Here is a 14,915-nt window from a genome sequence, read left to right as displayed (position 1 = left end):
TATACCCTGATAACGTTCACCGATAGCCAGCCCAGCATCGAGCCATGATTAGGGTATCAATATCTATTGATTGGCGTGTGGTCCTTAGCGGTTGTCACCCCAACGGTTCATTCATATTCATACCTAGGAATACTTTTTTGATCTCTACTGCCAACATCACCATGCAATTTGGTGCCGAACCCTTATTTGAAAATATTTCTGCTAAATTTGGCAACGGTAACCGTTATGGGTTAATCGGTGCGAACGGATGTGGTAAGTCGACTTTCATGAAGATCCTCAGTGGCGCGCTGACACCAAGCTCTGGTAACGTTTCGATGACACCTGGTCTAAAGCTCGGCGTTCTGAGTCAAGACCAATTTGCTTTTGAGCAATTTAGCGTGATTGAAACCGTGATCATGGGCGATCGTAAGCTGTGGGAAATAAAACAAGAGCGTGAGCGTATTTACGCATTACCGGAAATGAGTGAAGCCGATGGCATGGCGGTGGCTGAGCTAGAAAGCGAATTTGCCGAGATGGATGGCTATACCGCGGAAAGTCGCGCGGGAGATATTTTACTGCAAGCCGGTATTGAAGAATCGCTGCATTTTGGTTTGATGCAACAAGTCGCCCCAGGTTGGAAACTGCGTGTTTTATTAGCGCAAGCTCTGTTTGCTAACCCCGATATTTTATTGCTTGATGAGCCGACCAACAACTTGGACATTCACACCATTAACTGGTTAGCAGAAGAGTTGCAGCAGCGTAAATGTACCATGATCATCATTTCTCACGATCGTCATTTCTTAAATTCTGTCTGTACCCACATGGCTGATATTGACTATGGTGAGCTGCGCATTTATCCGGGTAATTATGATTACTTTTTAGAAGCATCAAGCTTGATTCGTGAGCAACTGTTAGCGGGGAATGCCAAAAAAACCGCTGAGTTGAATGAGTTACAAGATTTCGTTAACCGTTTTGGTGCCAATGCTTCTAAAGCTAAGCAGGCCAGTTCTCGCGCCAAGAAAATGGATAAAATCAAACTTGATGAAGTGAAATCAAGTAGCCGAGTGAGTCCACATATTACCTTTGGTGAGGGGAAAAAATTACATCGTCAAGCCCTGGAGCTACAAGAGCTAGCCCATGCTTTTGATGAGGGGCCTTTATTTGAACAAGGTAATTTGTTGTTAGAAGCGGGTACTCGTTTGGCGGTGATCGGTGAAAATGGTGTCGGTAAAAGTACTTTATTACGCTGTTTAGTCGGTGAATTGGCTCAAACGCAAGGTGTAGTGAAATGGTCAGAAAATGCCTCCATCGGTTATTGTCCTCAAGACAATACCGCTGATTTTGATAACGATTTAACCGTCTTTGAGTGGATTTCACAATGGCGCACCGCAAAGCATGATGATCTAATTGTGCGTGGTATTTTGGGGCGTTTGCTGTTTAGTGCTGATGATGCCAACAAAAAAGCCAAAAGCTGCTCCGGTGGAGAAAAAAACCGCTTAATGTTTGGTAAATTGATGATGTTAGACGTTAACGTTTTGGTGATGGATGAACCCACTAACCACATGGATATGGAAGCGATTGAAGCGCTAAACACAGCATTAAAAGGCTATAAAGGCACTTTGATTTTTGTTAGCCATGACCGAGAGTTTGTATCTTCGCTGGCGACATCGATCATTGAAATCAAAGATAAACGGCTACAGGTGTTTCAAGGCACTTATGATGAGTATCTTGCTCACCAAGAGAAACTCCTCAGCGCCGCCTAGATTGTCTTGTTAATGCTCACTTGATTGCCATTCAGGCAATTTTTGAATCGCAATCGTTAATGCATTAAAGCAATTTACATCAATAGCGGTGTGCAGGTTCTCTTGCATTATTTGCAGCGCCTGAGGGATAGGAATCGCGCCGCGATATGGTCTTTCTGCGGTAATCGCATCGAAGATATCAGCGGTAGTGATGATCCGAGTCATTAGTGAAATCTCTTCACCTGCTAATTGTCGCGGATAGCCCGTTCCATCCAGTCTCTCATGATGAGCGGCTGAAATAGTTGCCAGAGAGCGAAACGCTGAGATATTAAGTAAGATTTGTTCGGTAAGTGAAGCATGAGCTTTAACCGCTTCCCATTCCTGCTCGTTGAGCTTGCCGGGCTTGTCTAAAATAGTATTGCTGACTCCCAGTTTTCCCAAGTCATGCAGCAAAGCCGCGCGTTTTAGCCAACGGCGTTGGAGAAGGTCAATACCTAGCTGCTCGGCGATCAAATCCGTATATATCGCTACGCGCTGGCTATGATCAGCGGTATAGGGACTTTTCGCATCCACAATCTTGCCAAAGGCACTGACGATGTCATCGAAATAGTTATCATCGAGATAAATATTCGCTTGGGCTGGAGCCATTGCCATGACTCTTTGACGTATATCTTGTGCTTTTAGACCATCAATAAAGGATTGGGTTTGAGCAATCGAGAGTAGGGTATCCACTAACGCTGGATCAAACCATTGACCACTGCGTGACTGCACTTCTTGTAAAGCTGCGGCGAGATTGTGTTGGTATTGAAATACGTCCACGACTTGAGAGAGCAGGGCAATACGGGAGTAAAGTGGGATTTGATCTTGTTGTAACTGCTCGGGCTTTCCCTTGCCATCCCAATGTTCATCTAAACTGTGTATGCCTTGTGCAACGGGCTCAGAAAAGCGTAGCTCACGAGCAATATCCGCCCCTCGCGTGCAGCGGGTTTGAATTAATTCTTTGGCGTAATCTCCGCCATTTTTCAAAATATCCAGTGTGGTGCTTATCCTTTCGACCCAACTTTGCCCAGCGCCGGCATGCCTGATGACAAAGTTTATCGCGCTGGATAAACTGGTGCCGATGGTTTTGTAATTACGTTTAAATGTACGATCATCAGTCATGTACAATTCACAAATACGTGCCGCGTTACTACTACAGCCCGCATCTTTGAGTAATAAGGTAAAAAACAGATCGTGGCGTTGCCTCTCATCTAGGCCAATGGCTTGACCTATATGCATACCAATCCAGCAGCAACGAATACAATGCTCTGGTGGCTGTCCTTCCGTCATATCCAGCGCGGTAGTTAATGCCAACATTAATTCCGAAAGTGGCATCTGAGTCTCGGGATAAAATGGTGTGGTGTGATGCTTTAAAATCGATTCGTTCTGCATCAATGGCGCTTCTTAATGGTCACTATGGATAGTTCTAGTTTAGTCTATTGGCGACAGGATAGGCGTTAAATTAGCGACTATCAGTCAATAACACAGTATGAATCTATCTCCTTCTTACTTTGAGATGCTGCTATGTTGGCTGAGTTCGTTTACCCCAATGGCATAGTTTATCTATGCCATTGGGGGTAATCTCACTTACCACTTACCACTTACCACTTACCTGCAACGGCAAGTGGTTTGGCGATATATTGTGCAATGTGGAACCTTAATGTTGCACTAAGCATGTTGCGCTTCAATTTGATTGGCTTTTTGATAAGCTGGATGAGTAGCTAGCTGGCGTAAATAACGCGCGATATTGGGATAGTTGTCGATCACACCATCTTTTACTAATAATTCTGCGATAAACGACATCATAATATCGGCTCCGGTAAGCCGCTCGGCAACTAAATAGGTTTTACCTGCTAAAGATTGGTCAAAATAGCCCATCACTTGCGCCGCTTCGTGATCAGCATAGCCTTTTAAAAAGTTGGTCTGGCAACCATCTTTGGCGACAAACATTTGTAGTAATAACGGTAAAATTGCAGAACTTTCAGCAAAATGTAGCCATTGTTGATAGTTAACGTAATCAATACTGCCACGTTGTGGGGCAAATTGTTGGCCGTATTTTTCAATTAAATAATCGGTAATGGCAGCCGATTCGGTGACGATCAAGCCATCATCTTCAAGCACCGGAGATTTACCGAGAGGATGTACGGTTTTTAGTTCCGGTGGCGCGAGAAAAGTAGATTTATCCCGTTGATAAGCGACAATTTGATAGTCGAGTCCCAATTCTTCCAGTAACCAAATAATACGCTTTGAGCGTGATTGATTAAGATGGTGCAGGGTGATCATGAGCAATTCCTTTTAGATTGAAAGTGGTTGATTGACTTCAATGACGACTTTGCCAAAGTTTTTACCTTCCAATAAACCGATAAAAGTTTGTGGCGCATTGTCTAATCCAGCGATGATTTGCTCGCGGTATTGGATTTTTCCTTCCTTGAGCCATTGGTTCATTTGGTAAGCAAATTCGCTATAACGATCACCATAATCATCAAAGATGATAAAGCCTTGCATGCGAATGCGTTTAGTCAGTAAAGTCGCCATCAGTAAGGGGAGGCGATCAGGGCCAGCGGGTAATGCGGTCGCGTTATATTGAGAAACTAAGCCACAGACAGGTACACGAGCTGAAGTATTTAGCAGCGGCAGAACTGCATCAAAGACTTTACCGCCGACATTTTCATAGTAAACATCGATGCCTTGTGGGCATACTTGGCTGAGTTGTTGAGCAAAATCATCCGCTTTATGATCAAGGCACTCATCAAATCCTAGAACTTGTTTGGCATAGCGGCATTTTTCTGCTCCTCCTGCAATGCCTACTACCCGGCAACCTTTAATTTTGCCGATTTGGCCAACGGTTGCGCCAACCGGTCCCGTTGCTGCGGCGACAACCAAGGTTTCTCCTGCTTTAGGCTGACCAATATCCAGCAGTCCCATGTAAGCGGTAAAACCAGGCATACCCATCACGCCTAATGCGTAAGAAGGCGTTTTCGGGGCATTGCCGAGTTTCAATAAACCTTCACCATTTGAAATGGCATAGTCTTGCCATCCAGTATAAGCAAGTACCCACTCACCAACAGTAAAATCTGGGTGATGAGAAGCTTCAATCTGGCACACGGTGCCACCGACCATCACATCATCAATCGCAACAGGTTGGGCATAAGACTTAGCATCGCTCATGCGTCCACGCATATAAGGATCGAGCGAAAGGTAAATGGTGCGCAGTAATACTTCACCTTGCGCTGGTGTTGGTTTGGCTACGTGTTGTAAACGAAAATTGCTGTCTGTTGGAGCACCATGTGGCCGAGAAGCGAGTACGATTTGGCGGTTGATTGTTTGCGTCATACATCAAATTCCAGTTATTAAATTAGACCAGTCGTCTAATGTGGGTGGGTAAAAAACCGCTATCGAAATAGCGGTACTTTATGATTAGGCGAGCGTTATCATTTAGCTCGCGGGTTTACCTTGTAAAATTTGCCGAGTAGTGAGTAGCGCTTGGGCAAGTCCTTGATTATCTTGGCGTAGTTTGCTCAGTAGGCTAGCGCCAATCCACAAGTTATACAGTAGCTCAGCGGTTAGCTGGCTGTGCTGAACGTCAATTGAGCCTTCATTGACCCCTTGCTCAATACATTGAGCAATCGCACGGATAATGGCATTCGCCCCATTCAATAGTGCGATGCGCATCGCATCAGAAAGATCGGCGACTTCAGCACTTAACTTGACCACTAAACAGCGCTGCGCATGGCACTGACCTTCACTTTGCTCATACCAGTATTGCCAATAACGCATTAATCGCTGGTAAGCGGTGCCGTGTTGGTCGGCAAATAGGGCATAAATTCGCTGTGAGTAATCAGCAAAGTAATCATTGATTAATGCCTCGCCAAATTGCTCTTTCGATTTAAAGTAATGATAGAACGAGCCTTTTGGTACGTCGGCGGTTTTTAACAATTCGGATAAGCCAACATTGGTAAAGCCTTTACTCACTACCAGTTGGTAGCCGACATCTAAAATATGTTGGCGAGTATCATTGGTTTTCGTGTTCATGACGACACTATAGAAATAACTAGACCAGTCGTCTAGTTATTTCTTCATCATTTTAGCTAAATCGGCAAACGGGTTGTAAGTCGCGCTTTGGTGCTCATCAAGCTTAGCCGTTGACTCAACGCCGTAACGTTCATGTTCGAGATACTTTGAATGCTCATGATCATGACAATATAAACAAAGTAGTTCCCAATTGCTGCCGTCTTCGGGATTATTGGTGTGATCATGATCTTTATGGTGCACGGTTAACTCACGTAAATTGGAGTACACAAATTCCCGAGCGCATTTACCACACACCCAAGGATACAGTTTGAGCGCTTTTTCTCGGTAACCACTTTCTTTACGTGCGTAATTGGCACTGGTGCCGTAAAAATCTGACGACATATTGCTTTCCTATTTTTTAGTTTGAGTCTGGCGATATTAAAGACCAAAAGCGGGCGCAGAGCAAAGCTTGTGTGAGATTTTTATGGAGGTAGCGTTGTCAGTCATACCGGTTTGATAGAACGCTATTGAGTAACGATTAAACCGTGATGGTGACTGCGACTAAAGCATGATCGGTACTGAAGCTGTCATCGGCAAAGCTTGGATTAATCAGGTGCTGATCGAAAACCGTGTAGTGACTGACATAGCCTTTATAGCTCGAAGCGAAAGGGGAAAAATCAGCAGAAAGCAGAATGTAGTCGATCACAGAACCGCTAGCGCCAGAGTAGTGCGTGGCTTGGCGCACTTGCTCGCTACTCTTGCTATAAATATCCCAGCTATCATAAAACACATAATCACTCAGCGGTTCTTGTGTCTCAGGCTTACGATACAAGGCTTGAGACATCAGCCCTTGAAACTCTTCATGATGCAAAGGTTTATTAAAATCTCCCATCAATACAAATGGACGTTGAGTGGTCTGACGAGTGTGCACAATGTATTGATGGGTTAAATTCACCTCAAAACCACGTTGCACGGTAGATAACCAACGACCAAGGGTTTCTTGTTGCCATTCTTCTACGAGATTGTTCGGTGTTTGGGCTGCTTCTGTGGCGCGCTGAGATTTAAAGTGCACGACATAGACATCCATGGCCCCAATTTTTGGGACTTCAATCGTCGCGTGTAGAGGAACACGATGAAAACTGAACGCTTGTTTCTGCTCAGGCAAAAAAGCTTGTAATGGACTTACTTGAATTAACGGATAGCGGGAAGCAAGCGCAACCACCGGATGACGATAAATGTACCCATCCTCAATGATAGGGCTGTCGACACACACTACGTGCGAGTAACCCAACGCATTCATTTGTTGGCGCAGCGCTACAAAGCTGAATACTTCTTGAAAACCAATCACATCGGCATTTAATTGCTGAATTTTAGTGGTAAACCAAGCGTTTTTTCTCTGCCACTGATCATGAGAATAAATATTATCAAATTGATAAAACGCGTTCGGTGGCTCTAAGTAGTTAAATAGGTTAATCGTAGCCAAGGTTATCGTCATAAGTTTTCCCATCGATCGCATCTAACCTGATCTTATACTCCTTTTAAAAGGACACAATACCCCTTTTAAAAGGACACACACCAAAAGTATGGAAAAAGTATGATTTCTAGTTTTTTGGTAGCACGCTAGCACATTTATTGACCATTTGTTGTTAAGGTTTCTCCAAGCAAGATAGGAGACATGACTTTGACCACGGCCAGGCAACAACTCGTTTCTACAGATGTGACCTCTTATTATCACTGTGTTTCTCGCTGTGTTAGGCGCAGCTTTTTATGTGGGAAAGATATTGTCACTAATCGCTGTTACGAACATCGTAGAGAATGGATAGAACAAAAAATTTATGCATTAACCCATGTGTATTGCATTGATATTTGTGCGTACGCAATCATGAGTAATCACTACCACTTAGTGGTTAACATTAATCAAGAAAAGGCGCTAAAGCTTACACTTCATCAAGTTGTTGAGCGTTGGAGTCAAATCCATAAACTGCCAGTACTCATCCAACGCTGGAAAAATAAGCAGCTGACTGGTCAGATAGAAGAAAGACGCTGCATTGAATTAATTGAAGTTTGGCGAGCAAGGTTATCGAGCTTAAGTTGGTTTATGAAAGAGCTTAATTACGATATCGCTTGTCAAGCTAATCGAGAAGATAATTGTACCGGGCATTTCTGGGAGAGCCGCTTTAAAAGCCAAGCGTTATTGGATGAAAAAGCACTGGTTGCGGCAATGGCTTATGTCGATTTAAACCCTATTCGAGCGGGGATTACCAATATCCCAGAACGCAGTGAATTTACTTCGCTAAAAGCCCGAATAGATGCGCTAAATAATAATGTAGTGACAGCGCCTTGTTTGCATCCGTTTATTGGTAATCCAGCTAATGAGCCTAAAGAGGAGATCCCTTTTCGTCTAATGGATTACTTAGAGTTGGTTGACTGGACCGCTCGCCAATTTCGAGATGGGAAAATGTCTTTGAGTGATAAAATGCCTAATATTCTGTTACGGTTAAGTTTTAATTCAAGGGATTGGCTAAAAATCTGCACTGGTCTAGAGAAGTCGCGTGCGACAGCTATTGGTACTCGGCAGCAAGCGGCAATAGCGAAAGTGGCGTTTAATAAACATAAAGTACAGCTTTACCTGTTGGAATAAGCAGCACGGACACCTTCCACTCTCATTATAAAATACCGGTCGGCCATTGTGCTTGCGGTAGTTCCTCATATTAAAATCACTCAACTATTTGATGTTTTACTTTTAAATCTAAGTAAGGCAGTTTCTGAATTTCACATCAAGGTTAGTTTTTAAATGGATCACAGCGTTATCGGATGATTTATAAGTGTATGTCTTTTAAGCTTGAGATTAAGGTGTGTGTCCTTGATAAGGGAATCGTTGGGAGATAGATACGAAAAAGCCCCTGATTACTCAGGGGCTTAGAATGTGGCGGAGAGATAGGGATTTGAACCCTAGGATAGCTATTAACCATCGCCGGTTTTCAAGACCGGTGCTTTCAACCACTCAGCCATCTCTCCGTGTGGCGGGAATGATATAAGGCTTCTTCGTGCTTGTAAAGTCCCTTTGATTTCAAGTGAATAAAATACGAGCAAAAAAGGAGTTTTTATTTCCTTAAGTGGCTCAAACCAACCAGTAAAGTGATATTTATGCTAGCTGGTTTGAGTTTTATCGCTGTTATTCAGTAACTTTTCCTCCAACTTCGGCATAGAGTGGCCAGTCGCCACTTTTAACTAAGTTGCGAGTAAACTCGGCGCTGTGTGCTAAGTCATAATTGTGTTCAATACAGGGTGAGTATGCGATCACTAAAGATGGACCTTGGTGTTCACCCGCGGCTTTTAAGGTCTTAATGGTGTGATTCATATTAGCCGCTAGTGCAATTCTAGCCACATAAACACCGGGGACATGGCGGTAAAGCTCAATTAAATCTTTCGCTGGATTTGGATTAGGCTCGCTGCATAATTTCGCCGTTTGGCCTTGTGGGGTTGATTTAGACTTTTGTCCCCCAGTATTGGCGTAGCATTGAGTATCAAGCACTAATATGTTGATATTTTCACCACTTCTCAGTACATGATCGAGTCCACCGAATCCAATATCGTAGGCCCAGCCATCACCGCCGATTAGCCATACTTGTTTTTCAACTAAGTAATCTAAAAGAAGATGCAACTCAGCGTGCTGAGGTTGTGCTTCAATCTGATTTTGCAAAGCTTGAATTTGCTGGCGACGTTCAGGAATATTCAACGCTTGAATGTTATCCGTCCCCCCTTGTTGGGCTAATACATGCTCTGCTCGTGATTGAAGAGCTTTGACAGCCAGCTTCATACCCAGACCAAACTCGGCATTATCTTCAAATAAGCTATTCGCCCATGCCGGCCCTCGTCGATCCGCATTTTGACTATAAGGTGTTGTTGGTAAGTTACCACCAAAGATAGAAGAGCATCCGGTTGCGTTAGCAATATACAGTCTGTCGCCAAACAGTTGAGTTAGGGTGCGGATATAGGCAGTTTCACCACATCCTGCGCAGGCATTGGGGTATTCAAAGTAAGGTTCAACGTGTTGGAGCGTTTTGACATCAATACGTTCTTGTTGATAAATATTTTGTGTTGGTAAGGCTTCAAAGCGTTCAAATCGGCCTACCTCCTGATCATAACAATCGGGTTTGGCGACCATCATCAAGGATTTACGTTCAGGATTTTTCTTATCTTTACCAGGACAAACATTAGCGCACAGCTGACAGCCAGTACAATCGTTCGGCGATACTTGCAAAGTATAGATAGCATCTGGTTGATGACGAGAGCGGTAAGGCATGGTTTTTAATGGTGATAAATCTTCGCTTTCTGTTGGCTCGACAATTCTCGCTCGAATGGCTGAGTGCGGACAAATCGCGACGCAGTAACCACATTGAGTGCATAAATCTTCCGACCAGACAGGTAGCTGCTCGGAAATATCCCTTTTTTCGAGATGTGATGTGTTGGTTGACCAGCAACCATCGGCGGGAAAGGCAGAAACTGGTAAGCTATTTCCTTGTCTAGCGAGTAGTTGTTCAACTAACGATAAGGGTTCTGCAGAAGCACATGGCGTTGGGGCGATAAAGCTAGAGGCGACATGAGCAGCAAAAGGATTGTAATTAATATTCTCTGGTGTGGCTTCGATACACGCAATACTTTGTGCAATCAGCTCGGCTGGCTTTCCTTGTAACTGTTGTTCACATAGGTTGCGCAGTTGGGTAAGCAGGGCTTGGTTATCTTGTTGATTGGTTAACAGTAGGGTAGTCGCGACCTGCATGACCACACTGGTTTTATTATTAAGCTGATGTTGTGCCACTAGTTGATCGGCATCAAGGCTGATCACACGAATTTGTTTCGCTTGAATTACGGCTTGTAGTGACGTCGGAAGTTTATACCACAGCTCACTGCCTGTTTTATTAGTATTGATCAGTAAAATGGCGCGATGAGCGAGGTGAGTACTGATGTCTACATCCCGTAATAACCCTTCTTGGCTCAGTGAAATGAGCTGCGCTTGACGGATTGGGTAAGGCGTTCGAATCGGCTGTGATGAAAAACGTAAGTGCGTGGTGGTAATATTCCGTGATTTTTTTGAATCGTACTCAAATTGCGCATTGACGTTCGATTGATAATGTTGACCTAAAACCTTAAGCACGTTTTTCCCAGCGGAAACGCTACCATCTCCCCCATAACCATACATAAGCACTTGTTGTAAATGATCGTCATTATGAGTGAATTGGGCGATGGGTAAGTTAAGATTTGTTTTGTCATCGGAAATACCGATCACAAATTCTCTTTTTTGTTGCGCTTGAGGAGCTGAAAGCATATTAAAAATTTGTTCAGCATCTTCAGGATAAAAGGGTTTTCCAGCTAACCCATATCGACCACGATATAAAGCAATCGAGCGAGGCAGGGTTTGTAATGCATGTAATACATCAAGATATAATGGTTCTCCGCTCGATCCTGGCTCTTTGGTTCTATCTAACACTGCGATTTGTTGCACAGTATCTGGCAGGGCTTCTAACAGCGCTTCACTGGGGAAAGGGCGATAAAGATGTATGCTGATCACGCCAACTTTCTGGCCGAGATTGACCTGTTGATCAACATAGCTTTTCAGGGTTTCGGTGACGGAACCAAGTGCCACAATAACCTGGGTTGCTTGTGGGTGACCAGTATAACTGACTAAATGATATTGTCGTCCAGTATGCGCGGCAAAGTCATCCATGATGCTTTGTACGATAAATGGCGTTTGTTGATGATAGCTATTTTGCGCTTCTCGGCATTGGAAATAGCTATCACTATCTGCGGTTGCACCGCGTAGGCTTGGCCTATCAGGGGTTAACGCTCGCTGACGAAACGCAAGTAGATCATCACTGCAAAGTAATTGCTTAATGGTTTGCTCATCAAGAGCAATAAGATTGGTCAGAGCATGAGAGGTAATGAATCCATCAAAAAAATGAATAAACGGCAAGCGGCAACGCAAGGAAGAAAGCGTTGCGATCAATGCCATATCTTGCGCTTGCTGGCCATCCGTTGCACATAACATGGCAACGCCGGTTTGTCTTATGCTCATCACATCTGAATGGTCACAAAAAATCGATAAAGCATGGGTAGCTAAAGCACGCGCCGCAACGTGAATCACGCATGGCGTCAATTCACCAACCAGTTTGTACAAGGTTGGTATCATCAGTAATAAACCTTGTGATGAGGTAAAGGTTGTTGCTAATGCCCCACTCATTGCGCTGCCATGTACAACAGCAATGGTTCCTGCTTCCGATTGCATTTCAATCAGCTGAGGTACTTCCCCTAAAAGATTAGGTCGTTTTTGTGCTGCCCATGACTCACATTTTTCTGCCATAGTTGTGCTAGGGGTGATCGGGTAAACGGCGATCACTTCACTTAATTGGTAAGCAACTTGAGCTACCGCGGTATTCGCATCAGTAATCCAATTCATCACTCTGGAACCTCTGGTTAATCACAATGGTTGTGACTTAAGGCTAAACAAGTATGATTCCCTCACTTAACGTGACGAAAACACGAGAAATAAAATGGTTAAGATGCAGAACATGCTGAAAAAGTACGATGGATATAAAATCATCATACTGATATTGCTGTACGGTTTGATAACCGTCATCGGGGTGATTTACCGCCAAGCTATGATAGAGACCGATATGGCGATGTTGTTCTTGTTACTAAACATATTAAGCGCATCGGTACTTCGGCCTAGCCATGCTTACATAATGACTTTAGCTGGGGTCATTATCTTTCATTACTTTCTGTTACCGGATTATCACTCGTTCCGATTTCAGAATGCACAGCACATCATTACTTATGCGGTGATGGTCTTTAGTGGGATATTCGCGATTAATATAACACAGTCACAACGGAAGGAAATACAGAAAAATAAACGCTTGCAATACAAGCATAAAAAATATTACCAGTTAGCTTGCCATCTTTCGGCGCTACGCACTAGTGAGCAAATCGCGCAAGCAACGGTGCAATTTTTGAGCAAAGAGTCAGCATTACGTGGCGCTGTGTTTTTGTCCTCCCCAGACTGGCGACTGGTCGCCCAACATGAACAATGGACTTTGTCAGATATCGACAGTTGGCAGCCTAATCAGCCGTTATCAGCGGCATCGGTATATTGGCTAAAAGATCGTGAGAGAGAGTTGGGGGCATTAGTGATACAAACCGATCAGCCGCCACAACGTGTTGAGCCTTGGGTTTTATCTTTATTGAGTTTGTCGTTAGCGCGATCTCAGGCCAATCAAGCGTTAGCTCAAGTGGAAGCCGCCAATCAATTAGAATCGATGCGCAGTACCTTATTAGCATCAGTTTCTCATGATCTTAAAACACCCTTAGGGACGATTATTGGTGCGGCTACGACCTTAGCTGATAACGGTGTTGTTTTATCTTCGACGATTCGAGATGAACTATTACAGTCCATTGCCGAGCAAGGGCGTAGGCTAAATCGTAGTTTAACTAAGCTGCTCGATATTACCCGTTATACCACAGGTGCTTTGGTCCCTAAGCTTGATTGGGTTGAGCCAGAAGAGCTGATTGGCAGCGTATTAGCGATACTGAATTCACGACTGACCGATCATCACATTCAGTTTACCAGTACGCCGATGCTGGTTGAATTAGACAGCTTGTTGATTGAGCAAGTTATTTTAAATTTACTTGAAAATGCCATTAAGTATACTCCGCGAGACAGCCAAATTACGATCACGACCGATTATACTAACGGACGGTTCATTTTAACGGTAGCGGATAATGGGCCGGGCGTGCCGGAGCCAGAATTAACACGTATTTTTGAACGATTTTATCGACTCAATGATCAGCAAAAAGATGGTACTGGGTTGGGCTTGGCAATTTGTCAGGTGATTGTTTTAGCTCACCGAGGTGAGATCAGCGCGCATAACCTTGCGAGCGGTGGCATCTGTTTTAATGTGAGTATTCCTTGTCGATTGTATGATTTAAAGGAACTGTATGAACAGTGAAATAAAAATCTTAATTATTGAAGATGAAGCACCTATTCAGCGTTTTTTAAATGTCCTGATCACAGGTTATCAATATCAAGTCAAAACCGCTTCATCGGCAGAGCAGGGGGTTGCGTTGATCGCCAATTGGAATCCCCATCTTATTTTATTAGATTTAGGATTACCGGATAAAGATGGGATTGAGCTGACCAAAGAGTTGCGTAGCTGGACACAGACCCCCATCATTATCATCTCAGCTCGAGAACGAGAGACCGATAAAGTGCTCGCCCTTGATGCTGGTGCCAACGATTATTTGACTAAGCCGTTTGGGAGTGAGGAGTTACTGGCGAGGATTCGAGTTGCCTTGCGCTTATTTGAACAACCCGATCAGCAGGAGTTAGTACAGTATCAATTTGGCCAAGTCGTGATTGATTTAGCTTTACAGCGTGTGACCAAAGATGGACAAGTGGTTAAGTTAACAAAAACCGAATACAACATTCTCAAATTACTGGCCAAGAATATGGGTAAGGTTTTGACTCATAAGCAAATTTTAAAAGAAGTATGGGGAAGTAACTATATAGAGCATCACCATTATGTACGTATTCACGTCGCTCAATTGCGTCATAAAATCGAAGATATTCCTGCTCAACCAAAGCACATTATTACTGAAACAGGGGTGGGTTATCGTTTAGTGGATGGGGTTTGATGGTTAAGCACTGACTCGCATCATCTTCGTATCAGATGGACTTGAATATATCATGCGCGATCTTCTTTCTTTATAAAAATTATATACGCCTACGCTTTATCTATACAACATGGATACATCGAATTACTTATAGTAATCACATGCCCACATTATGGTTCGATGGTGTGGGTTCGGGTTAAGTATTCAGACAGGTTGGGCGTGAATCTATAGTGGGATAGTTTGCGAAACACAACACAGAGTAATAACCAGTACATTTTTGTCGACGGATCAACATAACATACAGGATGTAAGTCATACGCGGTATTGTAAGGGTTGTACTGCGTCAAGTGAAAGTTCAAACCTGTAGAGTTGGGAACTACAGCGTTTGAATGGCAGCAATGGTTCAGACCCAAAGAGCTTATAGCGCACCTGTAGCTCAAAAGTCCTTTCCCCCTTTGCTATCACTTTTTTCGATTC

At 43.7% G+C, this 14,915-nt stretch carries 11 protein-coding genes and 1 tRNA gene; 4 read left to right on the top strand and 8 right to left on the bottom strand.

Annotation, left to right across the window (positions count from 1 at the left end; translation table 11 throughout):
* Positions 1-137 precede the first annotated feature (137 nt).
* On the top strand, positions 138-1,742 hold the full coding sequence (locus BSR11_RS07680) for an ABC-F family ATPase (RefSeq protein WP_072669830.1): 1,605 nt from the start codon (positions 138-140) through the stop codon (positions 1,740-1,742).
* 9 nt (positions 1,743-1,751) lie between these two features.
* On the opposite strand, the gene BSR11_RS07675 is transcribed toward BSR11_RS07680, so the two are convergent.
* The 6 genes from BSR11_RS07675 to BSR11_RS07650 form a co-directional block, all read right to left on the bottom strand.
* The gene (locus BSR11_RS07675) at positions 1,752-3,152 is read right to left on the bottom strand and encodes an HD-GYP domain-containing protein (protein WP_422636400.1); all 1,401 of its coding nucleotides are present in this window, start codon (positions 3,150-3,152) and stop codon (positions 1,752-1,754) included.
* A 276-nt stretch (positions 3,153-3,428) separates the two neighbouring features.
* Complete coding sequence (locus BSR11_RS07670) at positions 3,429-4,043, bottom strand: glutathione S-transferase family protein (RefSeq protein WP_072669829.1); 615 nt, start codon at positions 4,041-4,043, stop codon at positions 3,429-3,431.
* Positions 4,044-4,055: 12 nt separating this feature from the next.
* Positions 4,056-5,093, bottom strand: coding sequence for an NADPH-dependent curcumin/dihydrocurcumin reductase (gene curA, locus BSR11_RS07665; RefSeq protein WP_072669828.1), 1,038 nt, complete (start codon positions 5,091-5,093; stop codon positions 4,056-4,058).
* A gap of 102 nt (positions 5,094-5,195) precedes the next feature.
* On the bottom strand, positions 5,196-5,792 hold the full coding sequence (locus BSR11_RS07660; RefSeq protein ID WP_072669827.1) for a TetR/AcrR family transcriptional regulator: 597 nt from the start codon (positions 5,790-5,792) through the stop codon (positions 5,196-5,198).
* A gap of 36 nt (positions 5,793-5,828) precedes the next feature.
* Positions 5,829-6,173 carry a YajD family HNH nuclease gene (locus BSR11_RS07655; protein WP_072669826.1) on the bottom strand — a complete coding sequence of 115 codons (345 nt, stop codon included), beginning with the start codon at positions 6,171-6,173 and terminating at the stop codon, positions 5,829-5,831.
* A 136-nt stretch (positions 6,174-6,309) separates the two neighbouring features.
* Positions 6,310-7,278 carry an endonuclease/exonuclease/phosphatase family protein gene (locus BSR11_RS07650; protein WP_072669825.1) on the bottom strand — a complete coding sequence of 323 codons (969 nt, stop codon included), beginning with the start codon at positions 7,276-7,278 and terminating at the stop codon, positions 6,310-6,312.
* Between the two features lie 174 nt (positions 7,279-7,452).
* Between BSR11_RS07650 and BSR11_RS07645 the strand changes: the two genes are divergently transcribed.
* Positions 7,453-8,412, top strand: a complete 960-nt coding sequence (locus BSR11_RS07645; protein ID WP_240004053.1) for a transposase — start codon at positions 7,453-7,455, stop codon at positions 8,410-8,412.
* Between the two features lie 286 nt (positions 8,413-8,698).
* Here the strand turns inward: BSR11_RS07645 and BSR11_RS07640 are convergent.
* Together BSR11_RS07640 and nifJ are read right to left on the bottom strand one after the other, a co-directional pair.
* Positions 8,699-8,789, bottom strand: a tRNA-Ser gene (locus BSR11_RS07640).
* A gap of 157 nt (positions 8,790-8,946) precedes the next feature.
* Positions 8,947-12,228: a pyruvate:ferredoxin (flavodoxin) oxidoreductase gene (gene nifJ / locus BSR11_RS07635; protein ID WP_072669824.1), complete on the bottom strand. Its 3,282-nt coding sequence runs from the start codon at positions 12,226-12,228 to the stop codon at positions 8,947-8,949.
* Between the two features lie 112 nt (positions 12,229-12,340).
* Here nifJ and BSR11_RS07630 point away from each other — a divergent pair, with 112 nt between their 5' ends.
* Both BSR11_RS07630 and BSR11_RS07625 read left to right on the top strand, forming a co-directional pair.
* On the top strand, positions 12,341-13,774 hold the full coding sequence (locus BSR11_RS07630) for a sensor histidine kinase (RefSeq protein ID WP_083544903.1): 1,434 nt from the start codon (positions 12,341-12,343) through the stop codon (positions 13,772-13,774).
* Complete coding sequence (locus BSR11_RS07625) at positions 13,764-14,459, top strand: response regulator (protein ID WP_072669823.1); 696 nt, start codon at positions 13,764-13,766, stop codon at positions 14,457-14,459. Before BSR11_RS07630 ends, BSR11_RS07625 begins: the two co-directional genes overlap by 11 nt.
* The last annotated feature ends 456 nt before the right edge of the window (positions 14,460-14,915 follow it).

This window comes from Vibrio injensis (genome assembly GCF_001895205.1).
GTDB classification, from domain to species: domain Bacteria; phylum Pseudomonadota; class Gammaproteobacteria; order Enterobacterales; family Vibrionaceae; genus Vibrio; species Vibrio injensis.
The sequence above is the reverse complement of the archived record's forward strand: the minus strand, read 5'-3'. Positions and strand labels throughout refer to the sequence as shown.

What these genes read in the sequence shown, in the direction of transcription:
- BSR11_RS07675 (WP_422636400.1), bottom strand. Translation starts at nt 3,152, where the DNA reads ATGCAGAACGAATCGATTTTAAAGCATCACACCACACCATTTTATCCC.
- BSR11_RS07670 (WP_072669829.1), bottom strand. Translation starts at nt 4,043, where the DNA reads ATGATCACCCTGCACCATCTTAATCAATCACGCTCAAAGCGTATTATT.
- curA (WP_072669828.1), bottom strand. Translation starts at nt 5,093, where the DNA reads ATGACGCAAACAATCAACCGCCAAATCGTACTCGCTTCTCGGCCACAT.
- BSR11_RS07660 (WP_072669827.1), bottom strand. Translation starts at nt 5,792, where the DNA reads ATGAACACGAAAACCAATGATACTCGCCAACATATTTTAGATGTCGGC.
- BSR11_RS07655 (WP_072669826.1), bottom strand. Translation starts at nt 6,173, where the DNA reads ATGTCGTCAGATTTTTACGGCACCAGTGCCAATTACGCACGTAAAGAA.
- BSR11_RS07650 (WP_072669825.1), bottom strand. Translation starts at nt 7,278, where the DNA reads ATGGGAAAACTTATGACGATAACCTTGGCTACGATTAACCTATTTAAC.
- nifJ (WP_072669824.1), bottom strand. Translation starts at nt 12,228, where the DNA reads ATGAATTGGATTACTGATGCGAATACCGCGGTAGCTCAAGTTGCTTAC.
- BSR11_RS07630 (WP_083544903.1), top strand. Translation starts at nt 12,341, where the DNA reads ATGCTGAAAAAGTACGATGGATATAAAATCATCATACTGATATTGCTG.
- BSR11_RS07625 (WP_072669823.1), top strand. Translation starts at nt 13,764, where the DNA reads ATGAACAGTGAAATAAAAATCTTAATTATTGAAGATGAAGCACCTATT.